This is a genomic window from Streptosporangium sp. G12, from assembly GCF_052983175.1.
The window spans coordinates 61,108-86,306 of sequence record NZ_JBRIQO010000033.1 but is presented as its reverse complement, the minus strand read 5'-3'; the positions used below and the strand labels follow the sequence as shown (position 1 = coordinate 86,306).

The 25,199-nt window shown below is 70.5% G+C and carries 20 protein-coding genes; 8 read left to right on the top strand and 12 right to left on the bottom strand.

What is annotated here, in order from left to right; all coding sequences use genetic code 11:
- Positions 1 to 140: 140 nt before the first annotated feature.
- Genes ACVCAG_RS38710 through ACVCAG_RS38700 form a run of 3 tightly spaced genes read left to right on the top strand, consistent with a single transcriptional unit; the run spans position 141 to position 3,758 of the window.
- A complete protein-coding gene (locus tag ACVCAG_RS38710) occupies positions 141 to 1,835 on the top strand; it encodes an extracellular solute-binding protein (protein WP_440087964.1) in 1,695 nt (564 codons plus the stop codon).
- 43 nt (positions 1,836 to 1,878) lie between these two features.
- The gene (locus tag ACVCAG_RS38705) at positions 1,879 to 2,862 is read left to right on the top strand and encodes an ABC transporter permease subunit (RefSeq protein WP_440087976.1); all 984 of its coding nucleotides are present in this window, start codon (positions 1,879 to 1,881) and stop codon (positions 2,860 to 2,862) included.
- Positions 2,859 to 3,758, top strand: a complete 900-nt coding sequence (locus ACVCAG_RS38700; protein ID WP_440087963.1) for an ABC transporter permease subunit — start codon at positions 2,859 to 2,861, stop codon at positions 3,756 to 3,758. The genes ACVCAG_RS38705 and ACVCAG_RS38700 overlap by 4 nt, the downstream gene beginning before the upstream one ends.
- A 4-nt stretch (positions 3,759 to 3,762) precedes the next feature.
- Here ACVCAG_RS38700 and ACVCAG_RS38695 read toward each other — a convergent pair whose 3' ends face one another.
- Positions 3,763 to 4,089 (bottom strand): MerR family transcriptional regulator, encoded by a 327-nt coding sequence (locus tag ACVCAG_RS38695; RefSeq protein ID WP_440072622.1) that lies wholly within the window; start codon positions 4,087 to 4,089, stop codon positions 3,763 to 3,765.
- A 144-nt stretch (positions 4,090 to 4,233) separates the two neighbouring features.
- Positions 4,234 to 4,689: an Hsp20 family protein gene (locus ACVCAG_RS38690; protein WP_440087961.1), complete on the bottom strand. Its 456-nt coding sequence runs from the start codon at positions 4,687 to 4,689 to the stop codon at positions 4,234 to 4,236.
- Between the two features lie 250 nt (positions 4,690 to 4,939).
- On the opposite strand from ACVCAG_RS38690, the gene ACVCAG_RS38685 reads away from it, so the two are divergent.
- Both ACVCAG_RS38685 and ACVCAG_RS38680 read left to right on the top strand, forming a co-directional pair.
- Complete coding sequence (locus tag ACVCAG_RS38685; protein ID WP_440087959.1) at positions 4,940 to 5,524, top strand: CGNR zinc finger domain-containing protein; 585 nt, start codon at positions 4,940 to 4,942, stop codon at positions 5,522 to 5,524.
- Between the two features lie 19 nt (positions 5,525 to 5,543).
- A complete protein-coding gene (locus tag ACVCAG_RS38680) occupies positions 5,544 to 6,083 on the top strand; it encodes a phosphatase domain-containing protein (RefSeq protein ID WP_440087958.1) in 540 nt (179 codons plus the stop codon).
- A gap of 96 nt (positions 6,084 to 6,179) precedes the next feature.
- On the opposite strand, the gene ACVCAG_RS38675 is transcribed toward ACVCAG_RS38680, so the two are convergent.
- Positions 6,180 to 7,046, bottom strand: a complete 867-nt coding sequence (locus ACVCAG_RS38675) for an oxidoreductase (protein ID WP_440087956.1) — start codon at positions 7,044 to 7,046, stop codon at positions 6,180 to 6,182.
- Between the two features lie 342 nt (positions 7,047 to 7,388).
- On the opposite strand from ACVCAG_RS38675, the gene ACVCAG_RS38670 reads away from it, so the two are divergent.
- Together ACVCAG_RS38670 and ACVCAG_RS38665 are read left to right on the top strand one after the other, a co-directional pair.
- A complete protein-coding gene (locus ACVCAG_RS38670) occupies positions 7,389 to 8,504 on the top strand; it encodes a WD40/YVTN/BNR-like repeat-containing protein (protein ID WP_440087954.1) in 1,116 nt (371 codons plus the stop codon).
- An 8-nt stretch (positions 8,505 to 8,512) separates the two neighbouring features.
- Positions 8,513 to 8,797: a MoaD/ThiS family protein gene (locus ACVCAG_RS38665; protein WP_440087952.1), complete on the top strand. Its 285-nt coding sequence runs from the start codon at positions 8,513 to 8,515 to the stop codon at positions 8,795 to 8,797.
- Between the two features lie 248 nt (positions 8,798 to 9,045).
- Here ACVCAG_RS38665 and ACVCAG_RS38660 read toward each other — a convergent pair whose 3' ends face one another.
- The 6 genes from ACVCAG_RS38660 to ACVCAG_RS38635 all read right to left on the bottom strand — a co-directional run bounded on the left by ACVCAG_RS38660 (position 9,046) and on the right by ACVCAG_RS38635 (position 18,408).
- Positions 9,046 to 11,997 carry a glycoside hydrolase family 3 C-terminal domain-containing protein gene (locus ACVCAG_RS38660; protein WP_440087950.1) on the bottom strand — a complete coding sequence of 984 codons (2,952 nt, stop codon included), beginning with the start codon at positions 11,995 to 11,997 and terminating at the stop codon, positions 9,046 to 9,048.
- A 92-nt stretch (positions 11,998 to 12,089) separates the two neighbouring features.
- The gene (locus ACVCAG_RS38655; protein ID WP_440087949.1) at positions 12,090 to 12,905 is read right to left on the bottom strand and encodes an ABC transporter permease subunit; all 816 of its coding nucleotides are present in this window, start codon (positions 12,903 to 12,905) and stop codon (positions 12,090 to 12,092) included.
- Positions 12,902 to 13,780, bottom strand: coding sequence for an ABC transporter permease subunit (locus ACVCAG_RS38650; RefSeq protein WP_440087947.1), 879 nt, complete (start codon positions 13,778 to 13,780; stop codon positions 12,902 to 12,904). Before ACVCAG_RS38650 ends, ACVCAG_RS38655 begins: the two co-directional genes overlap by 4 nt.
- 85 nt (positions 13,781 to 13,865) lie before the next feature.
- Positions 13,866 to 15,170, bottom strand: a complete 1,305-nt coding sequence (locus tag ACVCAG_RS38645) for an extracellular solute-binding protein (protein ID WP_440087945.1) — start codon at positions 15,168 to 15,170, stop codon at positions 13,866 to 13,868.
- A gap of 10 nt (positions 15,171 to 15,180) precedes the next feature.
- Entirely contained in the window at positions 15,181 to 17,526 is a 2,346-nt protein-coding gene (locus tag ACVCAG_RS38640; protein WP_440087944.1) for a TIM-barrel domain-containing protein, read from the bottom strand.
- 99 nt (positions 17,527 to 17,625) lie between these two features.
- A complete protein-coding gene (locus ACVCAG_RS38635) occupies positions 17,626 to 18,408 on the bottom strand; it encodes a permease-like cell division protein FtsX (RefSeq protein ID WP_440087943.1) in 783 nt (260 codons plus the stop codon).
- 240 nt (positions 18,409 to 18,648) lie between these two features.
- Here ACVCAG_RS38635 and ACVCAG_RS38630 point away from each other — a divergent pair, with 240 nt between their 5' ends.
- On the top strand, positions 18,649 to 20,739 hold the full coding sequence (locus tag ACVCAG_RS38630; RefSeq protein ID WP_447191329.1) for a beta-galactosidase: 2,091 nt from the start codon (positions 18,649 to 18,651) through the stop codon (positions 20,737 to 20,739).
- 179 nt (positions 20,740 to 20,918) lie between these two features.
- On the opposite strand, the gene ACVCAG_RS38625 is transcribed toward ACVCAG_RS38630, so the two are convergent.
- The 3 genes from ACVCAG_RS38625 to ACVCAG_RS38615 form a co-directional block, all read right to left on the bottom strand.
- Positions 20,919 to 21,329: a type II toxin-antitoxin system VapC family toxin gene (locus ACVCAG_RS38625; RefSeq protein WP_440087941.1), complete on the bottom strand. Its 411-nt coding sequence runs from the start codon at positions 21,327 to 21,329 to the stop codon at positions 20,919 to 20,921.
- The gene (locus ACVCAG_RS38620) at positions 21,326 to 21,646 is read right to left on the bottom strand and encodes a type II toxin-antitoxin system Phd/YefM family antitoxin (protein ID WP_447191328.1); all 321 of its coding nucleotides are present in this window, start codon (positions 21,644 to 21,646) and stop codon (positions 21,326 to 21,328) included. Before ACVCAG_RS38620 ends, ACVCAG_RS38625 begins: the two co-directional genes overlap by 4 nt.
- 216 nt (positions 21,647 to 21,862) lie before the next feature.
- Positions 21,863 to 25,024, bottom strand: a complete 3,162-nt coding sequence (locus ACVCAG_RS38615; protein ID WP_447191327.1) for a BTAD domain-containing putative transcriptional regulator — start codon at positions 25,022 to 25,024, stop codon at positions 21,863 to 21,865.
- Positions 25,025 to 25,199 lie beyond the last annotated feature (175 nt).

Sequence of the window (25,199 nt, the reverse complement as noted above, 5' to 3'; positions counted from 1 at the left end):
CGGCGCCCCGCGATCGGCGGTCCCTTGTGGCGGCGGCCACCCTCGACTAATTTGTTTGGTCGAAAGACTAACTAATTCTACCCCGGAGCCGTTCCCCACGACACCCCGGATCCGTCTCGAAACAACGAAGGGAGCGCCCCGTGAAAGATCTTCCCCCGGGCGCGATGACCAGCCGCCGTGGATTCCTCGGGCTGGTGGGACTGAGCGCCGCGATGGTCGCGGGCGGCGGTCTGCTGGGCGCGTGTTCCGCCCCGACCGGCCCCCGGCCCGGTAGCGGGGGCGCCACGGCCGCCGCGGCGGACAAGCTGACGTCCCTCACCCCCACCTACACCGCCTTCCCCGGCATCAAGCCTGACATCCCCGGCACGATCTCCACCCTTCCGGGGGTCCCCGACGTCAGCGGCGGCTTCACCTCCTACCCGGCCACCCCCACCGCCGCGCTCACCCAGAAGGCGGGCAAGGGGGGCACCTACAAGGCCATGACCCCGCTGTGGGGCCCGCCGCCGCCCGGCCTGGCGAGCAACTCCTACTTCCAGGCCGTCAACGCCGACATCGGCGCCACCGTGGAGTTCCAGATCACCGACGGCAACGTCTACGCCGACAAGGCCATCGCCAGGCTCGCCTCCGGGGACATCCCGGAGATCATGGTCATCCCGAGCTGGGAGATCGACAAGATGGCGGACTTCAACACCGCCGTCGACAAGACCTTCGAGGACCTCACCCCGTACCTGCAGGGCGACAAGGTCAAGCCCTACCCGCTGCTGGCCAACCTGCCGACCGCCGCGTGGCAGTGGTCGGTCTGGAACGACAGGCTCATGGCGGTGCCGTTCCCGACCGAGCCGTACCCCTTCGCGCTGCTCTACCGCAAGGACCTGTTCGACAAGAACGGCTGGAACACCAACCCCAAGACCGCCGACGAGCTGTTCGAGCTCGGCAGGGAGGTCACCGACGCCAAGGCCAAGCGCTGGGCGTTCGGCAGCATCCACGAGATGATGTGGCCGACCTTCCGCATCCCGCAGGAGTGGCGGTACGAGGGCGGCAAGCTCGTCCACAAGTACGAGACCCCCGAGTTCGAGCTGATGCTGGAGTTCATGCGGAAGGTCTTCAAGGAAGGACTGGTCCACCCGACCGTCGCCGGCAGCAAGGGCGCCAACGAGAAGGAGCTGATCGGAAGCGGGCAGATCCTGATCTACCGCGACGGGCTGGGCGGCTGGAAGGAGCTCCTGCAGCAGCACCGCGGCAAGAACCCCGACTTCGGCCTGGGCGCCTTCCCGCTCTTCTCCCACGACGGCGGCACGCCGCTGATGTACCACAACAACGCGGCGGGCCTCTTCACCTTCGTCAAGAAGGGCCTGCCGAAGGAGAAGGTGGAGGAGATCCTCTCCATCCTCAACTGGTGCGCGGCGCCGTACGGGACCAAGGAGTACGAGCTCTCCAACTTCGGCGTGGAGGGAAAGCACTTCACCCGGGGCGAGGACAACATCCCGGTGCAGACCGACCTCAACCGCAAGGAGGTCGCCTACACCTACGGCTTCCTCGGCGGGCGCCCGCAGTACGTGGACTGGCCCTTCCCCGACGCGGTCAAGCTCAACATGGAGTGGCAGAACGCGAGCTTCCCGTACCTGGAGAAGGGCCCGTTCGACGGGATCAGGATCCAGCGGCCCTCGAAGTTCTCCGGGCTGCAGGTCCCCACCGAGGACAAGTTCACCGACATCATGCGCGGCCGGCGGCCGGTGAGCGACGCCAAGCAGATCGCCACGGAGTGGCGGCGGGACGGCGGGGACGAGGCCCGCGACTTCTACATGAAGGTCCTGCGGGACAACGGCCGTGCTTAGGACGACGTCCGGGGATCAAGGAAGGACCGGGCCGGCGGGTGACCTGACCTCACCCGCCGGCGCCGGCACCTCCAAGGATGTCCGTAAAAGGGGTCCGAGGACAAGCCGGGCGCGCCCACGATCCTTCCGCGCGCGCCTGAGACGTGACTGGCAGCTGCTGCTCATGGCCCTTCCCGCGATCGGGCTGCTGGTCCTGTTCCACTACGTCCCGCTGCTCGGCAACGTGATCGCGTTCCAGGACTACTCGCCGTACGTGGGCATCGGGGACAGCCCGTGGGTGGGGCTCGACAACTTCCACTGGCTGGTGTTCGACGCGAGCTTCTGGGACGCGACGCTCAACACCCTGACGATCACCGCGTTCCAGCTGGTCTTCTACTTCCCCGTACCGATCATGCTGGCCGTGCTCCTGGACAGCGTGGTGCGGCCCCGGCTGCGCGTGTTCATCCAGGGCATCGTCTACATGCCGCACTTCTTCTCGTGGGTGCTGGTGGTCACGCTGTTCCAGCAGATGTTCGGGGGTGCGGGCCTGCTCTCACAGGTGCTGCGCGACCACGGGTACGACGGCATCGACATCATGACAAATCCGGATACGTTCATCGTGCTGGTGACGGCGGAGACGGTCTGGAAGGACGCCGGCTGGGGAACGATCATCTTCCTGGCCGCGCTGGCGGCCATCAACCAGAACCTCTACGAGGCCGCCGCCGTCGACGGCGCGAACCGCTGGCGGCGGCTGTGGCACATCACCCTGCCGGGCCTGCGCCCGGTCATCGTGCTGCTGCTGATCCTGCGCCTCGGCGAGGCGCTGAACGTCGGGTTCGAGCAGTTCTTCCTGCAGCGCGACGCGGTCGGCCGGGACGCCGCCGAGGTGCTGGACACGTTCGTGTACTGGCGCACGCTGCTGACCGGCGAGTGGAGCTACGGCGCGGCGGCCGGCCTGGTGAAGGGCCTCGTGGGGCTGGTGCTGATCCTGGTGGCCAACAAGGTCGCCCACCGATTCGGCGAGCAGGGGATCTACAAACGATCATGACGACTCTTCCCCCCTGGGCCGAGCGGCCCAGCCGCGCCGGCGGGCTCCTCAAGGGGCTCGTCCTGACGCTCATCGTCGCGTGCGTGCTCTTCCCCATCTACATGGTCGTGCTGACCAGCCTGTCCACCCAGGAGGCGGTGACGGAGGCCGGTGGCCTGGTCACCGTGCCGGGCGGGCTGTCCCTGGCCGCGTACGAGGAGCTGTTCTCCGGCGGCGTGGTGACCCGGTCGGTCGGGGTCAGCCTCGGCGTGACCCTCGTCGGCACGGCGATCAGCCTGACCGTCACCGTGCTGGCCGCCTACGGGCTGTCGCGGCCGGGGTCGCTGCTGCACCGGCCGATGCTGTTCCTGATCCTGCTGACCTTCCTGTTCGGCCCGGGGCTGATCCCCAACTACCTGCTGGTCAGCTCGCTGGGGCTGATCGACACGTACTGGTCGCTGATCCTGCCCGGGGCGGTCACCGCGTTCAACCTCGTGGTGATGCGCGCGTTCTTCATGAACATCCCCGAGGAGGTGACCGACAGCGCCCGCATCGACGGCGCGAGCGAGTTCCGCATCCTGCGCACCATCGTGCTGCCCATGTCGAAGGGCGTCACCGCCGTCATCGGCATGTTCTACGCGGTCGGCTACTGGAACTCGTTCTTCAACGCCGTCCTCTACCTGAACGACAACGCCAAGTGGCCGCTGCAGGTGGTGCTGCGCCAGTACGTGCTCCAGGGCCAGTCGCTGATCGTCGGCCAGACCGGCGTCGGCACCGTCACCGGGCAGGCCCCGCCGCCGAGCCTGGCCATCCAGATGGCCATCATCGTCGTCGCGCTGCTCCCGGTGCTGTTCCTCTACCCGTTCGTCCAGCGGCACTTCACCAAGGGGGTGATCATCGGCGCCGTCAAGGGGTGAGCGGTCACGGCCGCCCGGAGGAGCCGTCCTCCCGCCGGGCGGCGCGTTCCCTGGCGAGTTCCTCCTGCAGGTCGCGGACCTGCTGCTGCAGGGTGAAGATCCGGCGGACGGCGGCGAGGGTCATGCCCTCGCCCACGAGCCGGATGGCGTCCTGGAGGTCGCCGATCTCGTGGCGGGTGTAGCGCCGCTGGCCGCCGGTGGAGCGGGCGGGACTGACCACGTCGTGCTCGTCGAGCCGGCGCAGGAACGCCTGCTCGACGTCGAGCATGTCGGCGACCTGGCCGACGGAGTACAGCGGGGCGTGCTCGTCGTCGAAGGGCAACCGGGCCATCACCGCTCCTTTCCCGTACGGGTTCGTGGGGGTTCGCTGGAGTTCATGGGAGGTCCGTGACGGTGGCAGGGCGGGAAACGTGCGGGGGTGGGTGCCGGAATCCGGCACCCACCCCGAGGAGGTTCGTCGGTCAGACCCTGGACCTCACGCCTTGATGGACCTCTGGTCGGACGTGTTCTCGGCCTTCTGGATCTCGACCTTGCGGGGCTTGGCCCGCTCGATGACCGGGATGCGCACCGCCAGGACGCCGTTGGAGTAGGCGGCGTCGATCTTGTCGCTGTCGAGGTGCTCGGACAGGTAGACGCGGCGGGTGAAGGTGCCCATCGGACGCTCGCGGACGAACAGGCGGTCCTCCTCCCCGTACTCCTCCTCGCGACCGGCGCTCACCGAGAGCACCCCGCGGTCGACGGTCACCTCGATGGTGTCGGGGTCGATGCCCGGGAGGTCGAACTTCAGGAGGACGTCGTCCTTGCGCCGCACACCGTCCAGCGGCATGGCCCCGCGAGCGGCGGCGTCACCGGACCCCAGGGCCTGACGCGCGAGCCGGTCGAACTGGCGGTCGAACTCCTGGATGAACGGGTCGATCGACGTCAGCAGCATCGGTAACCACCTCCGTGTGAACTGGCAGGTATCCTCAAGCCTGCCTTCTCGGAAACCTCTTAATTCAGTTATAGGTTACCGGCAGACTGGTTCGCAAGTAGCCTTACGAAAAATTTCCAGCCTTCTTCTGACAGGCCACCGGTCCGCACCCTCCCCGCCGGCTCGGGCGCAGCCCGCGACGTCACCGTGACTTCGCCTCCATGTAAGGGGTATATTTTCGTTTTATCGGTTACATGGAAGGCGGTGAGACATGCGCATCTCCATCGCCGACTACGCGGTGGGGGCGGCCGTGGCCGGCGACCTGGCCAACACCTCGCCCACCGTGCAGGCGGCCGGGGACGCCCTGCCGACCCCGGAGGCGTTGACGCGCTTCCTCGCGGAGCACGGGCTGCGACTCGACGCCCTGGCGGACGGACGGCCGCCGACCGGCGACGACGTCCGCGAGGTTCACCTGCTGCGCCGGGAGGCGCGTGGCGTCGTGGAGACCGAGACGGAGGACCAGGCCGTCGCGGGCGCCGCCGTGCTGGCCGGGCGGGCCGATCTCAGCCCGGTGCTGGACCGCGATCCCGGTGGGCGGTGGCAGTGGTACGTCCCGACCGCGCCGGGCGCGTCGCCCGCCGAGGAGTTGGCCGCGCTCATCGGTGTCGGGCTGCTCGGCGCCGTCCGCGCCCTCGGCCACGGCCGGTTCCGCGCCTGCGTCGCCCCCGGTTGCCGCGGCGTGTTCGTCGACACCAGCCGCGGGGGGCGCCGCGTCTACTGCATGCCCGAGCTGTGCGGCAACCGGCTCAATGTCGCCAATCACCGCGCACGGCATCGACTGGGCAGCGCCCGGTGAGAGACACAGGGAGAACACGATGCGAGACCCCGAGGACGACGCGGCGACCAGCCCGGCAGGCAGGCCGGTGAACGGACCGCCGCTCGTGGGCGCCGTCCAGCTGCCGGACGGCTCCTGGATCCGCGGCCGCGGCCTGCGCCGTCCGCCGCCGGGAGGGCCGGTGCCCGGCTTCGGCCTGTACCTCGGCTCCGACCGGCTCCGCCGTCGCCGGGAGAGCGAGCTGCGCTGGCCGCACGCGTGGATCCGGTGGCCCGACTTCCTGCTGCCCCGCGACCACGATCTGGCCGTGCGGCGAATCCGCGCGCTGCACGAGCGGGCCCGGGCGGGCATCGCGGTGGAGGTCGCCTGCGGGGGCGGCGTCGGACGCACCGGCACGGTCGTCGCCTGCCTCGCCGTCCTGGCCGGCCTGGCCCCGGCCGACGCCGTCGCCTGGGCGCGCGAGCACCACCACCCCCGGGCCGTCGAGACCCCGTGGCAGCGCCGCTGGGTACTGCGCTTCCCGCCGTCCCCTCGCTCGGATCCGCGCGACCACGGCGACGATCCTGGGACATCGCGCTGAGCCGCATCGCGGCCGGCATGGAACCGAGCGTCCACGGCCTCCTCGACGGGCGCTCTCCCGGGGCTCCCGCGAGGTCCCCGTGACGGGCCGGCTCCCTCAGGCCGCCCTGGTCAGGGCGTCGAACTCCTCGTCGCTCAGCCGGACGGCCGCACCGGCGACGTTGTCCTCCAGATGGGCGACCGTCGAGGTGCCGGGGATGGGCAGCATCACCGGGGAACGGCGCAGCAGCCATGCCAGCGCGAGCTGCGACGGGGTGGCGCCGTGCTCCTTGGCCGCCGCGGCGAGCGGGCCGCCCTCCGCCGCGAGTTCGCCGGTGGCGAGCGGGAACCAGGGGATGAAGGCGATGCCGTTGGCCTCGGAGTATTCGAGCAGGGGCTCGGCGTCGCGGTGCGCGAGGTTGTAGAGGTTCTGCACCGAGACGATCGTCGCGGACCTGCCCGCCTCCTCGACGTCCTCGACGCTGACCTCGCTGAGGCCGATGTGCCGGATCTTGCCCTCCCGCTGCATCAGCGCGAGCTCCCCGACCTGGTCGGCGACGGGGACGGCCGGGTCGATGCGGTGCAGCTGCAACAGGTCGATCCGCTCGACGCCCAGATGGCGCAGGCTCAGCTCGACCTGCTGGCGCAGGTACTCGGGGCGGCCCACCGGCGTCCAGAGCCCGGGACCCTGCCGGGTGAACCCCGCCTTGGTCGCGATGACCAGCTCGTCGGCGTAGGGGTGCAGCGCCTTCTTGATGAGCAGCTCGGCGACGAACGGGCCGTAGGAGTCGGCGGTGTCGAAGAAGTTCACGCCGAGCTCGACGGCCCTGCGCAGGACGCGGACCGCCTCCTCGGGATCGCGCGGGTCCCCCCACACGCCCTCGCCGGTGAGCTGCATCGTCCCGTAACCCAGGCGGTTGACGGTGAGATCTCCCCCGATGGCGAACTGGCCCGACGCCTCGGCGGGACGAGTCGTGGTCGTCATGGTTGTCCTCCTAGGGACTCGGCCTGACGTTCATGATTCGAAACAGCACGGCGACGGGGCCGATTCCCCCTCCGAGGCCCGTACTCGTAAACCTTGCGACACGTACTCGCAAAGCGACCCGGGTGAGGGCGGGCCGTGTGGAATCACATGGCGTCACTCGCGAAAATCGGATTTCCGCACGACCTCGGCGTGCCGCGATTTTGTCGGTGGGCTGTCGTAGCGTCGGTGGCCACGGCCGTGGCGGACATGTCGTGAACGAAATCGGCTCCGAGCCCGGTCGGACGATCAGGAGCGTGGCCGCAGTGTCGACCCAGATCGGCACCGGCTCGGAAAGGAACGCCGATGAGTGGTGTACGGGTGCTGGTTGGCACGCGCAAGGGCGCGTTCATCCTCACGTCGGACGGCAGGCGCGAGCGGTGGGACATCAGCGGCCCCCACTTCGGGGGCTGGGAGATCTACCATCTCGCCGGATCTCCCGCCGACCCGTCCCGGCTCTACATGTCGCAGTCCGGCGGCTGGTTCGGGCAGCTGATCCAGCGGTCCGACGACGGCGGCGCGACGTGGGAGGCGGTCGGCAACCAGTTCCAGTACGAGGGCGTCCCCGGCACCCACCAGTGGTACGACGGCACGCCGCACCCGTGGGAGTTCAACCGGGTCTGGCATCTGGAGCCGTCCCCGACCGACCCGGACACGGTGTACGCCGGGGTCGAGGACGCGGCCCTGTTCCGCACGGTGGACGGCGGGCAGAGCTGGCAGGAGCTGCCCGGGCTGCGCGAGCACCGCTCCGGGCCTTCCTGGCAGCCGGGTGCCGGCGGGATGTGCCTGCACACGATCGTTCCCGACCCGCGCGATCCCGGGCGCATCACCGTGGCGATCTCGGCGGCGGGCGTGTTCAGGACGGACGACGCCGGCAAGAGCTGGCAGCCGATGAATCGCGGTCTGCGCTCCGAGGGCATCCCCGACCAGGACGCCGAGGTCGGCCACTGCGTCCACCACATCGCGATGCACCCGTCGCGCCCGGAGGTGCTCTTCATGCAGAAACACTGGGACGTCATGCGCAGCGACGACGCCGGCGGGTCGTGGTACGAGATCAGCGGTGACCTGCCCAGCGACTTCGGGTTCCCGATCGCCGTGCACGCGCACGAGCCGGACACCGTCTACGTCGTGCCGATCAAGAGCGACTCGGAGCACTACCCGCCGGAGGGAAAGCTGCGGGTGTACCGCAGCCGGACGGGCGGAAACGAGTGGGAGCCGCTCACCAGGGGGTTGCCGCAGAGCCACTGCTACGTCAACGTGCTGCGGGACGCGATGGCCGTCGACACGCTGGACTCGTGCGGCGTCTACTTCGGCACCACCGGCGGGCAGGTGTACGCCTCGGCCGACGCCGGCGACAGCTGGGCTCCCATCGCCCGGGACCTCCCGGCCGTGCTGTCCGTCGAAGTCCAGACGCTGCCATGATCCGCGTGGTGCTTCCGGCGCATCTGCGCAACCTCGCGAGTGTTGGCGGCGAGGTGGAGCTCCACGTTCAGGGGCAGGCCACGCAGCGCTCGGTCCTCGACGCGCTCGAGGCCCGCTACCCGATGCTGCGCGGGACGATCCGCGATCACGTCACCCAGCGGCGCCGCCCGTTCGTGCGGTTCTTCGCCTGCGAGCAGGACCTGTCCCACGAGCCGCCCGACACCCCGTTGCCCGAGCCGGTCGCGACGGGGGCCGAGCCGTTCATGGTCGTGGGGGCCATGGCGGGCGGGTAGAGCGGCGACGAGCGGCACGACACCGCCTGCCCGCGCCGGCCACCACGGCGGCGACCGGCGCGGGCAGGCGGTGCGGACAGCGAAACCCAGGCCGGGGCGCATCCTCTGACCTGGTCTGACGGGCGGGGAGTCCAGGGCTTCGAACTCCTGACATCCCGCTCGCGAGCAGGATGTCGTCCCGCGCGCCGTACGGCCCGTCCCCGGCGGGGAACGGGCCGCACGGAGGGACGAGCCGTACGGGGAGACGGTCAGCGGGTGAAGGCCACGTCCTTGATCCGCAGGGCGCCCCGGAAGACCAGGTAGACGTCCTGCCCGCCGCGTACGCCCGAGACGGGGGCGGTGACCGCGGCCCACGAGTGGGTCCCGCCGGTGGCGGTCACCGGCACGGTCCCGGCGAGCCTGCCGGTCGGGGAGCCGAGGCGGATCTCGACGGAGGAGGCCGCGGTGGCCGCGACCCCGAGCCGCACGCCGGTGACCCCGGCGCGGAAGTCGGCGTCCTCGAAGGAGATCCACTCACCCGCCGAGGCCCCGACCGCGTCGCCGCGGACCTTGGTCTCGTCGACCAGCTCGACGCCCGCGTAGTCGTCGAAGTCGGCGGCGCGCGTGACGCGGGTGAGGTCGCGGGCCGGGATGCGCTCGCCGTCCACCCGTACGGTCACGCGCTGCCGGATCCGGTCGGACGACGAGCCGACCATGACGTCGTGGGTGGACGGCTCCACCGCGAAGCGGCCCTTGGTCACGTCCCACAGGGCCAGGTCCGCGGTCCTGAGCGTGAGCCTCACGACCTTCGACTCCCCGGGGGCCAGGCTCACCCGCTGGAAGCCGCGCAGCTGCCTGACCGGTTGCTCCACCCGGGACGCGTGCTGGTGGGTGTAGAGCTGGACGACCTCGTCGCCCGCCCGGGAGCCGGTGTTGGTGACGCGGACGCTCACCTCGTGCCCGTCCCCCTTCGCCACGGCCTTGAGCCCCTGGTAGCCGAAGGTGGTGTAGCTCAGCCCGTGGCCGAAGGCGTACAACGGGCTCCGCGTCGAGTACAGGTAGGTCGAGCCGGTCTTGACGATGTCGTAGTCGAGGATGTCCGGCAGGGGCGTGCCGGCCCTGGGCCAGGTCTGGGTGAGGCGTCCGGCCGGGTTGGCGTCGCCGTACAGCAGGTCGGCCAGGGCGTGGCCGGTCTCGGCTCCGGCGTGGGTGGTCCACAGGATCGCCGGGACCTTCTCCTGCAGCCGGTCGATCGTGGTCGGGTAGCTGTTCTCCAGGATCACGACCGTGTTCGGGTTGGCCGCGTGCACCGCCTCCACGAGCGCCCGCTGCCCCTCGGCGAGGCCGAGGTCGGTCCGGTCGTGGTCCTCGCGGCCGTTGATGAACGGCATGCTGCCGACCACGACCACCGCCACGTCGGCGCTCCTCGCCGCCGCGACGGCCTCGGCGACGCCGCTGCGCACGACCTCCTTCTCGAATCGGGTGGCGTTCTCGGCGACGGTGAGGCCGAGCGTGCCGTCGTCCGCCGCCTTGACGTACCTGTTCTGGCCGAACCAGTCGTAGGCGGTCTCGTAGCCCGCGTAGCGCAGCAGAGTCGTGCCGTCGGCCTGCGCCTCCAGCGTGAACTGCTCCTGCACGAACCAGCCGGTGGGCTGCTCCTGGTTGTTGACCAGGGTGGACCAGTTGGCGCGGCTGACGTACTTTCCGTTGGCGACGCTGCGCAGGGTGACGATCCCCTGGCCCCAGTCGAAGACGTCGAACTGCTCGGTCGCGCCCGCCGAGGTTCCCGAGAGCCGCAGGTCCGCGCCCGCCCCTGTGCCCGCGGTGAGGTATCTGCCGCCGGACTTGAGCGCGATCCTGTCGACGCCCTCGGAGGTGACCGTGGCGGCCCGCTCCCCGATCCCGTCGAGAGGGGTGACCCGGTACGGGAGCCTGCCCGAGTACCAGTCGGTGTAGAGGGTGTCGGCCAGCGGGCCGACCACCGCGACCTTCTGCGAGGGGCGCAGCGGCAGGGTCCCCCCGGAGTTCTTCAGCAGCACTCCCGCCTCGGCCGCGGTCCGCCGGGCCAGTTTCCGGTGCGCGGGGCTGTCGACCACGTCCTTGGTGATCTTCCCGTACGGGCCGCCGTCCGGGTCGAACTCGCCGAGCCGGAACCGGACGCCGAGGATGCGGCGGACGGCGGTGTCGAGGTCGGCCTGGGTGAGCAGCCCTTGTGCCAGCGCCTCGTTCACCGCGGCCACCGTCGGGGCGCCGTCGGTGTTGTCCACCGTGAAGCTCTCGACGCCCGCCTTGAGCATGGCGGCGGCGCCCTCGGCCTTGGTGGCGAAGTAGCCCTGGGAGCCGGTCAGGTTGTTGGGCCCCCCGGCGTCGGAGACGTTGAACACCGGCCGGTCCGTCCAGGCCCTGACGGTGGAGTTCAGGTCGGTGACCGTGGCGGGCCGCCCGTTGACCAGGTTGTACGCGGTCATCACGCCGGTGGCCGCGCCCGCCTCCAGCGCGGTCCTGAACGCCGGGTACTCGTACTCGTTCAGGACGCGCGGGCGCAGGCTGGAGGAGGTCGTGTCGCGGCGGACCTCGTTGTTGTTGCCCAGGAAGTGCTTGAGCACCGGGGCCGCCCGCAGGTGGTCGGGGTCGTCGCCCTGGATGCCCGAGCCGTACGCGGTGGAGATCGCGCCGGTGAGCAGCGGGTCCTCGGAGTAGCCCTCCTCGTTGCGGCCCCAGCGGGGGTCGCGCAGCGGGTTGACGACCGGCGCCCACAGCTGCAGGCCCCACAGGCGGGGGTTCTCCGCGTGGTAGCCCCTGGCCTCCTCCCCGACGGCCGTGCCGACCCTCTTGACCAGGTCGGGGTTCCACGTGCTGGCCAGGCCGACGGCCTGCGGGAACACGGTGCCCTCCGCCGTCACGACGTTCCCGCCGTTGTCGACGTCGGTGGACCAGGCGACGCCGTGCAGCGCCTCGGTGCCGGTCTTGAACAGCCCGATGCCGAGCCGCTCCACCGCGGGCTGGTACTGGTGGAGCCAGGAGACCTTCTCCGCCGTGGTGAGGCGGCCGAGAAGGTCGTCGACGCGCTTGTCCAGCGGGAGCGCGGGGTCGCGGAAGGGGTACTCGTGGGCTGTACGGACGGGGGATCGCTCGTGGGCCGCGTGGGCGGGGACCGCGCACAATCCCAGGGTCAGGGCCGTCGCGGCCATCGCCGCGACGGACGTGGTGGATAACGACATCTCGCCTCCAGGTCAGGGGGAGTCGAACGGGACGCCGTCCGCCCCCGAGCGGCGTACGGCGTCGGGGGAGTGCCGAGGAAGGCCGGGAGGGGTCACTTGACGGCGCCGACGGTCACGCCGCGGGTCAGCGTGCGCTGGAAGATGAGGAAGAAGACGACGGCCGGGAGGATGCCGAGCAGCGCCGAGGCGCTGGACATCGTCGCGTCCATCATCTTGTCGCCCTGCAGGACGCCCAGCGCGACCGGGACCGTCTGGTTCTCGTTCGAGATGAGGAAGACCAGCGGCAGGAAGAACTCGTTCCAGGTCCAGATGAAGAAGAAGACGAGCAGCACGCTCAGCGTCGGCCTGCTGATCGGCACGACGACCTGCCACAGGGCCCGCCACTTGCCCGCTCCGTCGAGGGCCGCGGCCTCCAGGATCTCGCGCGGGAAGCGGCCGAGCACCGAGGCGAGCAGGTACGTCCCGAAGGCGCTCTGGATGACCGTGAAGATGATGATCACCCCGAGCCGGGTGTCGTAGAGGCCGACCTGCTTGGCCAGGTAGTACAGGGGGTAGACCAGCGCCTCCTGCGGCAGCGTGTTGGCCACCAGGAAGAGGACCAGGATCCACATCCGGCCGCGCACCCTGCCGATGCCGAGCGCGTAGGCGTTGAGCACCGACAGCACCGTGGCGAGCACCGCGACCGAGCCGCTGATCAGCAGGCTGTTCCACAGCTTGCCGCCGAAGTCGACCCGGTTCCAGAACTCGACGATCCCGTCGAGGTAGAGCTCCGAGGGCAGGCCGAGGGGCCCGCCCGAGGAGTAGTCGGCCGGGGACTTCAACGCGTTGAGCGTGACGATGGCGAACGGCACCAGCATCGCGACGGCCAGTACGACCAGCGAGATCAGGACCGAGTATTTCCGGATCATGCTTCCCTGTCCTGAACCCGCAGGAAGAACACCGTCACCGCGATGATCACGAGGGTGAGCACGGTGGCGATCGCCGCGCCGTACCCGACGTTGGCCTTCTCGAAGAAGTTCTGGTAGCTGAAGTAGGACGGCACGAGCGTGGCCCCGCCAGGTCCGCCCCTGGTGAGCACGAAGATCGGCCCGAAGACCTTGAGCGCGGCGATCGTGCAGGTCAGCAGGACCACGTAGATCTCCGGCCGGATCTGCGGGGTCGTGATGTGCCAGAACCTGCGCCACCACGACGCGCCGTCCATCTCGGCGGCCTCGTACAGGGCGGGGTCGACCCGCTGCAGCCCGGCCATGAAGATGACGACCGGGTAGCCGATCTGGAACCACACCATGATCGCCATCACGCTCGGCAATGCCCAGGCCGGGTCGCCGAGCCAGTTCCTCGGCTCCATCCCCAGCGCCCCGAGCAGCTCGTTGAGCGCCCCGAAACGCGGGTGCATGATCCAGCCCCAGACGATCCCGGCGACCGCGACCGGCAGCACCTGCGGCAGGTAGTACGCGGCCCGCAGCGCCCCGGCGGTCCGGGGGCCGAACCTCCTGCTCACGTGGTCGAACAGGGCCGCCGCGAGGACCAGGCCGATGAGCGTGGGGACGACCGCCATCGCGACGATCAGCGCGACGTTGTTGCGGAAGGAGGTCCAGAACCGCGCGTCGGCCACGAGCCTCGCGTAGTTGTCCAGCCCGATCCACCGCGGGTCGCCGACCCCCTGCCACCGGGTGAACCCGATCCCGACGTTCATCAGGAACGGCACCGCGACGACCGCGGTGAACAGCACGGCGCTCGGCAGCAGGAACACCCGGTACCCGCGGTCGCGAGACCTCTGCATCGGAGGTCTCCTCTCTGTCTCCGTACGTACGCCCTGCGCCGTGACCTGACATGACGGCGTCACGGCACGGGGCGCGAAGGGGGGGTCAGTTGCCGAGGTCGGCGAGGTTCTCCTCGTACGGCGCGGCGATCTCGTCCAGAACCTGGTCGGAGGTCTTGGTGCCGTTGATGATGTTCTGCACGCCCGACACGAGGACGTCGTAGTAGCCGGGCGCCGGCCAGTCGGGGTAGAAGGCCAGCCCGTCGGAGGTCGAGAGCGTGTTGAAGTTCTCGATCAGCTCCTTGCTCTTCCCGTCGGTGATCGCGGCGGTGTCGGCGGCCACCGGGATGCCGCCGGAGTTGCCGAGCAGGTTCTGGATGTCCTTGCTCATCGTGATGTCGATGAAGTCGTAGGCCAGGTCCTTGTTCTTCGCGTTCTCCGGGACGACCCACATGTTGCCGCTGGACCCGGCGCTCATCGTGTTGCCCGGCCACAGGAACGAGCCCCACTCGAAGTCCTTGATCTCGCTCGCGAGGCGGCCGTACCACCAGCTGCCCGTGACCATGATCGGATACTTGCCGCCGATGAAGGACACGCCCATGTCCTCGGCCTTGATACCGGCGGAGTCCTTGCCGATGTAGCCCTTCTTCACCCAGTCGGCGAGGGTGTCGGCCGCGTATTTGAACTCCGGGCCCTTGAAGTCGACCTTGCCCTTGTAGAGCTGGAAGGCGTCCACCCACGGCCGCTGCGCCTTGCTCAGCGCGAGCTGGTAGAAGATCTGCTGCGCGGGGTACTCGGCGCCGCCGACGGCGAGGGGGGTGGTCCCGGCCTTGGCGAACGTGTCGAGCGCGGCGGTGAACTCCTCGAAGGTCGTGGGCACCTTCACGCCCGCCTTCTCGAACGCGTCCTTGTTGTAGTAGACCATCACGTACTCGGCGTAGTTGGGGACGCCGTACCACTTGCCCGCGCCCATGACGCCGCGCTCGTCGTATCGCGCGGTCGTCTGGATGGAGGGGCTGAGCAGCTTGTCCCAGCCCCGCTTGGTCACCTCCGGGGTGAGGTCGGTGAGCAGGCCCTGCTTCGACAGCAGGCCGGCCGAGGCGTTGCCCTTGTTGTACTCCATCACGTCGGGGACCTCGTCCGAGTTGAGGATCATCCCCGCCGACTGGCGGATCTGCTCGAACGCCTTCTCCTCGAACTTCACCGTCACGCCGGGGTGCGTGGCCTGGAACCGCTTGACGGCCTCGGTCCAGGCCTTGCCCATCGCGCTGTCGGCGCCCTCGTAGTACCAGAGCTTCAGGACGCGGGGGCCGTCCGCGGCGGGCGTCTCCGCCGCCTTCTCGGTGCCGCCGCAGGCGACGAGCACCGCGAGCGCGGCCACCAGGGCGACACCCGCCTTGAGGTTGACCATGGTTCTTCTCCTAGATGGTGGTGATGACGATCGGGACGCCTGGGCCCACCAGCTCGACGTCCGCGATCCGCGCGCTCCCCGAGACGGTCATCCGCAGGCCCTCCCCCTCGGGAACCGCGGTGATCGTGGTGTCCCCGTCGAGGTCGGAGACGGTGGTACGGATCTCGCCGTTCTCCCCGGATCCGGAGCCGGTGTACGGACCCGCGTCCGGGCCGGAACCGCCGCCGACGCCGTACGCGACCAGGGTGATCTCCCCGAACGGCCCGTCCCCGACGGTCCCGCCCGGGTCGGCGAGGACGGGGACGATCGCGCCGCGCCGGGCGAAGAGGGGGACGCGGTCCAGCGGCGGGGCGACCGTGACGTACCGGCCGCCGGGCAGGATCTCGCCCGTCCAGTGGTCCACCCACTCCCCGTGCGGCAGGTAGACCCTCCTGACCTGCTCCGGCGAGGTCATCGGCGCCACCAGCAGGTCACGGCCGAGGAGATACTGCAGGTCGGCCTGCCAGGCCACCGGGTCGTCCGGGTGGTCGACGCACAGCGCCCGCATCATCGGCGCCCCGGTCCTGGCGGCCTCGACGGCCGCCGTGTAGATGTACGGCATGAGCCGGTAGCGCAGTCTCAGCGCCTCGACCGCCTCCGCCTCGACCTCGGGGAACTCCCACGGCTCCCGGCTGGTGGTGCCGTGCAGGCGCAGCAGCGGGGAGAGCGCGCCGAACTGGGTCCACCTGACGTACAGGTCGTCGGTGGGCCGGCCGGTGAACCCGCCCGCGTCGTGGCTCCAGAACGGGACGCCGGACAGGCCGTGCGCCAGCCCGCCGCGCAGGGTGCTGCCCATCGCGGCGTAGCTGGTGTAGGTGTCGCCGCTCCACTGCGCCGAGTGCCGCTGCCCGCCGAGGAACGACGAGCGCGCCCACACCATGCCGTGCCCGGCGATCTCCCGGGTCACCTCGGAGACGGCGTCGTTGAACAGCAGCGTGTAGACGTTGTGCAGGTCGGTGCCCGACATGCCGTTGGCCGCGACCGCGTCGTGCGGCACGCCCTCGGCGAAGTCGGTCTTGAAGACCTGGACGCCCTGCTCCAGCAGCGGGCGGAGCAGCCCCTTGAACCACTCCACGGCGGCGGGGTTGGTGAAGTCGACGATGCCGCAGGCCGGGTAGGAGCCGTGCCAGCAGTCGGCCACGTAGACCTCACCATCCGGCTTTTTAAGGAAATATCCGCTTTCGGCGGCGGGCGGGAAGGCCGGGCTGAGGTGGGAGATGTACGGGTTCATCCACAGGCAGACCTTGAAGCCCATCGCGTCCAGCTCGGCCAGCATCCCCGCCGGGTCGGGAAAGCCCTCCGCGTCCCAGCGCATGTCCGACCAGTGCCCGTCCGTCTGCCAGTACGTGTCCAGATGGAGCACGTCGCACGGGATCCCCCGCTCGCGGATCCGCCGCGCCCTGGCCATCACCCGCTCCTGGGTGTCGACGAAGAACCCCGAGGAGATCCAGGTGCCGAACGCCCACTTCGGCGGGAGCAGCGGGCGGCAGGTCAGCAGGTCGTACCGGCCGAGCACCTCCGGCGGGGTGGGCCCGGCGATCACGTAGTAGTCGATCAGGTCGTCGGGGACCACGATCTGCACGCAGCTGTGCGTGGACTGGCACACGTCGAACTCCACCGGCGTCCCGCTGTCCACCAGCACCCCGTAACCCCTGCTGGACAGGTAGAACGGGATGTTCTTGTACGCCCGCTGCGACTCGGCGCCGAACGCGTCGAAGTTCCACATCACCGGCCGCTGGCCGCGCTTGTCGAGCCGGGTGAACGACTCGCCGAAACCGCCGAACGCCTCGTCGGCGGGGGCCGCGAAGCTCTCGTGGTAGCCGACCACCGCGCCGTCCGCGCTGGAGCGGCCGAACGGCAGCGTGCGCAACCGGCCGCTGATGTCGGTGTGCCCCCGGTCCTGCTCCAGCAGCGGCGCCCCGCTCGCGTCGGTGAACCTCAGGTGCCAGGGTGCCAAAGTGATCTCCGCGCGGAGCGATCCCGCGTCGAGCACGATCGTCCCTTCGCGGCTCTCCACCCGCGCCCCGGCGAACTCCCCCGGCGTGACCATGGAGATCGCGGCGGCCGACCTGGTCCGCGCGTCCGCGTCCTGCCCGAGCCTGACCCGGATCACCCCCTCGCCCGCCACGCCCACCTGGACCAGGAGCGTCTCCTCCGCCGAGGTCACCGCCTTCAGGATCACCCCGGCCGCGTCGGAGGCCACCGGCTCCGCCGAGATCAGCGCCGACAGGCCGCCCTCGCCGTGCGAACGGACGGGCAGCTCCGGCGGATCGGCGACGAAGTACTCGTGCGCGACCAGGGGAGGGCGGTAAGGCATGGGGACTCCAGCACTCGGGCTCTCGTTTGCTGAATTAGTTTTACGTCCAAACCAACAAACGTCAATGCCTCCGACCCGCAGCCCCCTCGGACGGGTCCGTCAGGAGTCGAGGCCCCCGGGAGCGCACAGGCCCCTGTTCCCCTCGGAGATCTTCCGAAGGTTCTCGGTGATGCACTTGCGGTTGAACACGCTGGCCACTCCCGGCAGCGTCTTGGCCGTCTCGATCACGGTGTTCCAGTCGGTCCCCGGCCTCATCTTCAGCGTGAACGACTCCGTCATGTTCGCCTCGACGATGCGCTGGGCCAGCTTCGGCTCGTCGCGGCGGAATTCGGCGTACGCCTCACGTTTGTCCACGAAGGAGATCGCCTCCACCTGCGGCATGGCCCCGAGCGTCCGCTCGACCACCGCCTTGTCCCGTGGCGTGGCGGCCTCGCCCCCCAGGATGGGGTCCGGCGGAGGACCCGAGCCGCCGTCGTCCTCGGGAAAGCCGCCGCCACCGCACGAGACGAAAGGCGAGTCGTCCTCGCAGAAGAACACGACGATCTCGGGATCCCCGTCGTGCCACTCCGGCACCAGGGCCCCCATGGCCGCGAGCGTGAGCGGCCTGTCCTCGCCGGAACCCCGCGCGATCACCGTCGTCGTCACCGCCCCCGCCACGACGGTGGCCGCGACGACCGCGACCACGAGGCGCGGGACCGGGCGGAACTCCGGATCGCGCAGCGACAGCCGGATCACGTCGGCGTCACTCGCGACGGCGGGCTCCCCCGGTACGGCGCCCTCGGCCAGGTCACCCGCGTCGCCCACGTCGTCCGCGAGGAACGAGGCGGGAAGGACCAGATCGGGAAGGGCGCGATCAGGGGGACGATCGCTGTTGACTCTCATACGGAGGATGCCTTTCGTGGGGCAACGGACGCTGTTATTGCCCGCACCCCGCCGCCGTCTTCACGAGAAGGCTCGCACGACGCCCCGGCGCCCGATTCCTCACATGAGTCGTCCGCGGGTGAGGTGACCTGGAAGCCGCGAGCGGGGAGGCATGAGCGCGCGGACCGGAGTCCGCGCCCTTGAACGGGACCGGCGACCCGTGATAATTAGTTTATCCTCCATCCAAATAGAGGAGTGGCCGTGGACTGGCCTGGGCGGTTCGGCGCGCTGTGCTACGGCGGGGACTACAACCCCGAGCAGTGGCCGCAGGAGGTCTGGAAGGAGGACGTCGCGCTGATGCGGCGGGCCGGGGTCAACCTGGTCAGCGTCGGGGTGTTCTCCTGGGCCCGGCTGGAGCCGTCACCCGGCGTCCACGACTTCGGGTGGCTCGACGACATCCTCGACCTGCTGCACGACGGCGGCATCGGGGTCGACCTCGCCACCCCGACCGCCTCCCCTCCCCCCTGGTTCGGCCTCGCCCACCCCGACGCGCTCACCGTCACCCCCGACGGCGTCCGGCTCACCCACGGCAGCCGCGACACCTACTGCGTGCACGCCCCCGCCTACCGCGCCGCCTGCGTCCGCGTCGCCCGCAGCCTCGCCGAGCGCTACCGCGACCACCCGGCGCTCGCCATGTGGCACGTCCACAACGAGTACGGCACCGCGTGCCACTGCGAGCACGCCGCCTCGGCCTTCAGGACCTGGCTGCGCGCCCGGCACGGCACCCTGGACGCGCTGAACGACGCCTGGACCACCTCGTTCTGGAGCCAGCACTACTCCGCGTGGGAGCAGATCACCCCACCCCGCGCCACCCAGTACCTGCCCAACCCCTCCCAGGTCCTCGACTTCCGCCGGTTCGTCTCCGACGCGATGCTCGACCACTTCCGCGAGCAGAAGGCCGTATTGCGGGAGCTCACCCCCGGCGTCCCGGTCACCACGAACTTCGTCCTCGGCGACTGGGCGCCGGTGAACCACCGCCACTGGGCGGCCGAGGTCGACCTCGTCGCGATCGACCACTACCCGTCGGCCGACCCGCCCGCCGAGACCGCCTTCGCCGCCGACCTGGCCCGCGGCTGGGCCGCGAACCCGGAGCGCGGCCCGGCCGCGGACCCGGGTCCAGCCCCGGAGCACAGCCCAGCAGCGGACCCGAGCCCGGCCACGGAGCATGCCCCTGAACGCGGCCCGGCCCCCGGAAAACCCTGGCTGCTGATGGAGCAGGCGGTGGTCACCTACACCGGCCCGCGGATGCTCGCCAAGCGCCCCGGTGAGATCACCAGGCTGAGCCTGTCGCACATCGCGCGCGGCTCGCGGGGCGCGATGTTCTTCCAGTGGCGAGCCTCCCGGGGCGGCGCCGAGCTATGGCACGGCGGCATGGTCCCGCACGCCGGACCCGACTCGCGAATCTTCCGCGAGATCTGCGACCTGGGCGCCCTGCTGCCCACGTTGAAGGACGCCTGCGCGGCCCCCGTCGAGGCCGGGGCCGCGGTCCTCTGGGACGCCGAGGCGAACTGGGCGCTCCAGTCCCCCGGCCTGCCCTCCACCGAGCTGGACTACACCGAGACCGTACGCCAGGCCCACCGGGTCCTCTACCGGCACGGCGTCACCGCCGACCTCGTCCACCCCTCCGCCGACCTGTCGGCCTACCCGCTCGTACTCGTCCCCGCCCTGTATCTCCTCGCCGACGCCGACGCCGACAACCTGCGCCGCTACGTCTCCGGCGGCGGCACCCTCGTGGTCTCCTACCTCAGCGGCGTCGCCGACGAACACGCCCGCGTCCGCCTCGGCGGTCACCCCGGCGCCCTGCGCGACCTCCTCGGCATCCGCGTCGAGGAGTTCCATCCCCTACCTCCCGACGTCGTCCTCACCCTGTCCCCTCCGGACGTCCTCGACGGCGACCAGGGCGAGTGGGACGACCAGGAGGACCGGGGCCACCGGGGCGACCGGGGCGACCGGCCGGAGACCGGAACGTTCTGGAGCGAGCACGTCCACCTCGAAGGCGCCGAGGCCCTCGCCGTCTACACCGGCCCGCACACCTCCGGCACCCCTCTCTCCGGCCAACCCGCCATCACCCGCCACCCCTACGGCTCCGGCACCGCCCTCTACGTCTCCACCCGCCTGTCCGACACCGCGTACGCCCACCTGCTCGGCCTGAAACCCGCCCCCGTGGAACTCGTACGACGCGGCGAATGGCTCTTCGCCATCAACCACAGCGACGAGGAACACGAGGTAGACGGCCTGCGCCTACCACCCGGCGGCTTCGCCGTACGAGCATCCGGTGACCCGAAGCCTTGATCGTTACAACCCCGACGGCCTCAGAGGAACGTGCTGGCCGCGCGGAGTGCTCACCACCGAGCCAGTGCCGATGTTGCGATCCTCACCGACCCCGGAGGGCCGGTGGTGGAGTTTTTGAGCTGGGATTTCAGTCTTTTCCGGGAGAGAAACGTCCAGTAGGCAGGGAGAACATCTGAGCCTCACCGGGGCCTGGTGACCGGGACCACGGTGAGCAGGTGGTCCAAGCCCTTGAAGTCCTTCGGATTGCAGGTGTAAAGGGGGAGCCGGTTCGCGATCGCCACGCAAGCGATCATCAGGTCGGCTGTCCGGGGGCGGGGTTTACGACCGGAGGCGATGACGGCGGTCCATAACTGACCGTATTCCCGGGCGGCGTTGTCATCGAAGGGCAGGGGGTCGAACTCGGCCTCGGCGGTTTGCAGGATTCTCATCCGCTGGGCGAGTTCCTGCGCTCCGCCGGCCGTCAGTACTCCGACCGATAGCTCCGCGGTGGTGATGGCGCTGATCATCATCTCGTCCGGCAGCTCGTCGGGGTCGATTCCAGCGCGCAGGATGAGAATGTTGGTGTCGAGCAACCCTTGAGCGGAGGTCATTCCCCGTCCTCCGCGAACTCGCCTCTGTCGTAGGCGCGGTCGTAAGGGTCGTAGGGGTCGTCGTTGACGTTGTGATCCATGTCCTCGCGGTATTTTCGGTCGTCCAGGAGCGGCATGCCGCGTGACACGGCGGCGAAATCGGCCCGCGAGACGGCCCGGCGCCGACGGCGGAGGGGAACCAGATCGCCGATGTGGTGGCCGTTGCGTGTGACGGCATAGCGCTCTCCGCGTTCCAGTCCATCCATGATCTCCGCTGACCGGTTGCGCAGATCGCGCTGGGAGATCTGGTGGGAGTGGTCAGGCTCAGGAGTGCGCACCCATGAATCCTATCTCCGCGTGCTACCTGGTGCTACCAGATAGCACCAAGGCATCGTTCGCGTTCCGCCGCGTCTGTATCGACCCTTGCCGCAGTGGCTCTGTCCTGAGATCGGCAAGCATCTGGAGCGCTTGGCACGTCCTATGACCGTCTTGGTGAACCTGGCCCGAGTCAGCGCGAAGGCGTCGGCCCGCGACGCACCGGGCGCGCGCGTCGTTCACGAGGCGAGCGTGATCTCGGCCAGCTCGCGCCAGTCCCGCCGCCCACCGGCACGGGTCGCCTCGGTGAACGCGGTCTCACCGAGGCGGTTCCGCGTGTCCTCGGCGATCCTGGAAGCGTCCGGCTGCGAACGGTCCGGCGTGCCGCGCACGCCGTCGCTCGCCGCGAGCAGTCGCGCGGCCTGCTCGTACCGTCCCTGGCGCAGCGCGAGATCCGCGATCCCGATCAGCACCTCGGCGATCAGCGGCGGGTACATCGTCTCCACAGCCGCGCGGAACGCCTCGGCCCGATGCGCGCGGGTCTTCTCGAGATCCTCGGTGAGGTAGCCGTACAGGTCCATGATCTTGGCCCTGGCGCGAACCTTGTCGCTCAGTTCCCCGTTGCCCAGCATCGTCCGCACCGTGGCCAGGTGCCGGTGCGCCTCGTCCGGCTCGCCGCGCCAGCGCGCCAGCTGCGCCTTCGAGAGCGCCAGCTCGGCGAGCGTGTCCGGCCAGGCGATCTCGCCCGTGCACCGCTGCGCCTCGGCCATGGCGGACGTGCTGGACCGCTCGTCGCCGAGCAGCCAGTACAGCTGAGCCTGCCGCGCCCGCAGGCCGACCACGTCCTCGGTCGCGCCCACCTCGGTCAGCGCCACGCCCGCCTCCTCGTAGTGCTCGCACGCGCGTGCGAGCTCGCCGCGCGCGGCGAGCCGGTCGGCCAGGAAGGTCAGCGCCATCGAGATCCCCCACCGATCGCCCAGCGTGCGGAACCCGGCGAGTGCGATCTCGATGTCGGCGTCCACGTCGGTCTCGTCTCCGTCGAGCGTGAGCCGCAGCCGGCCACGGGTGAGCCTGGCCTGCGCGCGCACCCACGGATCGTCGCCGGCGATGAGCGGTTCGAACGCGGGCAGGAACTCCGTCGGTTCCCGCAGCATCCGCTCCAGCGGCTCGATGAACCCGAGCAGCGAGTTGCGATGCCCGCCGCGCCGGATGAGCCGGTGCGCCTCGTGGATCCACTCCCGCGCCTGATACTGATCGCGGCCGGGCCCGGAGGTCACGAACACCGTCACGATGGTGTACGCCATCGCCCGCACATCATCGGACACCTCACCGGGCAGCGAGGCCGCCGCGATGCTCAACTCGGTGCCCTCGGCCCTGTGCCCGCTGAGGTACCAGTACCAGCCCACGGCCGCGACCAGCCGCATCGCCTCCTGCGCCCACCCCTCGGCGATCGCCCCGCGCAGGCCCGCACCGATGTTGTCTCGCTCGGCGTCGAGCGTGGACAGCCACTCCAGCTGCCCGGCCCGGCGCAGGTGCGGATCGGCCGTCTCGGCCAGCTCGGTGAAGTAGGCGAGGTGCGCCCGGCGCGCCGGCTCGGTCTCCCCGGCCTCGGCGAGCCGGTGCGCCGCGTACTCCCTGATGGTGTCGAGCATGCGATAGCGCGGCGTGCCCTCGCCGTCGGCGAGCAGCAGCGACTTCTCGATCAACGCGGTCAGCACGTCGAGCACCTGCTCCCCGGCGAACGTCTCGTCCCCGCACACCCGTTCGGCCGCCTCCAGGCTCGCCCCGCCGGAGAACACCGAGAGCCGCCGCAGCACGCCGCGTTCGGCCTCGCTCAGCAGATCCCAGCTCCAGTCCACGACCGCGCGCAGCGTCTTGTGCCGGGGAAGCGCCGTACGGCTGCCGCCGGTCAGCAGACGGAACCGGTCATCGAGCCGGCGTGCCAGCTGATCGACGGACATGGTGCGCAGCCGCGCCGCGGCCAGTTCGATCGCCAGCGGCATCCCGTCGAGCGCCCGGCAGATCCGCGCCAGGGCCGACAGGGTGTGCGCGTCAGAGCCGATGTCCTTGCGCAGCAGGCCCGCGCGGTCCCGCAACAGCCGCACCGCGGGCGAGGACCCGACCTCGGCGGGGTCCGCTCCCTCCGCGGGCAGCGCGAGCGGCTCGACCTGCCACAGCACCTCCCCGGTGATGCCGAGTGGTTCCCTGCTCGTGGCCAGGATCCGCAGTCTCCGGCACTCTCCCAGAAGCCGGTCCGCGAAAGCCGCCGCCGCCTCGATCATGTGCTCGCAGTTGTCCAGGATCAGCAGGATCGCGCGCTCCCGGAGCGCGGCGATGAGCCGATCCATCGGTTCCCCGCCCCGCGCGCCGCCGAGCAGCGCCTGGTCACGCAGGCCGATCGCGGCGAGGGCGGCCTGCGCCGGCTCACCGCCCGCCCGGACCGAGGCCAGTTCGATCAGCCACGCCCCGTCCGGCAGCTCGGCGAGCATCGTCCGCGCGGTCTCCGTGGCCAGCCTCGTCTTGCCGGAGCCACCCGCCCCCGTCAAGGTGACCAGCCGGTGCCTGGTCGACAGACCCGCGACCTCGGAGACGTCGTCGTTCTTGCCGACGAAACTCGTCAGCCCGGCGCGCAGGTTCGTCCTGTGGTTCTCCGCCCGCTCGCCCAGCTCGCCCCGCAGCAACGCGGTGTGCAGCGCGGAGAGCTCGGCCGACGGATCGGCGCCCAGCTCCTCGGCGAGCCGCTCGCGCGTCCGCTGGTACACGGTCAACGCCTCGGCACCGCGCCCCGCCTCGGCGAGCGCGCGCATCAGGGCCGCCACGAACCCCTCCCGCAGCGGATACGTGGCGACCAGCTCGGTCAGCTCGGAGACCAGCTCCGAACCGCGGCCGAGGCGAACATCCGCCTCCACCCGATCCCCGAGCGCGGCGACGTGGAGTTCGTCCAGCCGCGCGACCGCGGCGTCGAACACGTCGCTGTCGCGCGGTGCGACGTCCGCCATGGCCGTACCGCGCCACAACGCCAGGGCCGAGCGCAGCAGGTCCGCCCGCGCCGCGGGCTCGGCGGCGGCGCGGGCCTGACCGACCAGCTGCTCGAACCGGCACACGTCCACGGCGTCGGGAGCCACCGCCAGCCGGTACCCGCCGGACTCCGCCTCGATCACACCGTCCGGCAGCACCCTGCGCAGCCTGGACACCAGCGCCTGCAGGGCGTTCACCTCGTCCGCGGGCGGCCGTCGCCCCCAGATCCAGTCCACCAGCCTCGCGCGCGTGACGATCCGACCGGGTTCGAGGGCGAGTGCGGCCAGCAGCGCGCGCAGCCTGATCCCGGGAACCTCAACCACGGCCCCGTCGCGGTTCCGGACCTCGAACGGCCCGAGCAGTCCAACTCGCACATCAGTCATTGTGCCGAACCGTGTCAGCGGCCGTGTCAGCACGGCGACGGCCCGGTATCAGCGCGGTCGGCGACGGTGGACGCCATGAACGGTCCGGCGAGTACGGCCTCGGAGCCACGGAAAACGCGTCATCGCGTCTTCACGCGGCGCCATCACCGCGATCGACGCCGGGTACTCGCCTGAG

Coding starts and splice junctions, on each gene's coding strand:
- ACVCAG_RS38645 (WP_440087945.1), bottom strand. CDS start 15,170: ATGGTCAACCTCAAGGCGGGTGTCGCCCTGGTGGCCGCGCTCGCGGTG.
- ACVCAG_RS38660 (WP_440087950.1), bottom strand. CDS start 11,997: ATGTCGTTATCCACCACGTCCGTCGCGGCGATGGCCGCGACGGCCCTG.
- ACVCAG_RS38680 (WP_440087958.1), top strand. CDS start 5,544: ATGCGAGACCCCGAGGACGACGCGGCGACCAGCCCGGCAGGCAGGCCG.
- ACVCAG_RS38635 (WP_440087943.1), bottom strand. CDS start 18,408: ATGAGAGTCAACAGCGATCGTCCCCCTGATCGCGCCCTTCCCGATCTG.
- ACVCAG_RS38700 (WP_440087963.1), top strand. CDS start 2,859: ATGACGACTCTTCCCCCCTGGGCCGAGCGGCCCAGCCGCGCCGGCGGG.
- ACVCAG_RS38655 (WP_440087949.1), bottom strand. CDS start 12,905: ATGATCCGGAAATACTCGGTCCTGATCTCGCTGGTCGTACTGGCCGTC.
- ACVCAG_RS38615 (WP_447191327.1), bottom strand. CDS start 25,024: ATGACTGATGTGCGAGTTGGACTGCTCGGGCCGTTCGAGGTCCGGAAC.
- ACVCAG_RS38695 (WP_440072622.1), bottom strand. CDS start 4,089: ATGGCCCGGTTGCCCTTCGACGACGAGCACGCCCCGCTGTACTCCGTC.
- ACVCAG_RS38685 (WP_440087959.1), top strand. CDS start 4,940: ATGCGCATCTCCATCGCCGACTACGCGGTGGGGGCGGCCGTGGCCGGC.
- ACVCAG_RS38690 (WP_440087961.1), bottom strand. CDS start 4,689: ATGCTGCTGACGTCGATCGACCCGTTCATCCAGGAGTTCGACCGCCAG.
- ACVCAG_RS38640 (WP_440087944.1), bottom strand. CDS start 17,526: ATGCCTTACCGCCCTCCCCTGGTCGCGCACGAGTACTTCGTCGCCGAT.
- ACVCAG_RS38670 (WP_440087954.1), top strand. CDS start 7,389: ATGAGTGGTGTACGGGTGCTGGTTGGCACGCGCAAGGGCGCGTTCATC.
- ACVCAG_RS38650 (WP_440087947.1), bottom strand. CDS start 13,780: ATGCAGAGGTCTCGCGACCGCGGGTACCGGGTGTTCCTGCTGCCGAGC.
- ACVCAG_RS38675 (WP_440087956.1), bottom strand. CDS start 7,046: ATGACGACCACGACTCGTCCCGCCGAGGCGTCGGGCCAGTTCGCCATC.
- ACVCAG_RS38625 (WP_440087941.1), bottom strand. CDS start 21,329: ATGACCTCCGCTCAAGGGTTGCTCGACACCAACATTCTCATCCTGCGC.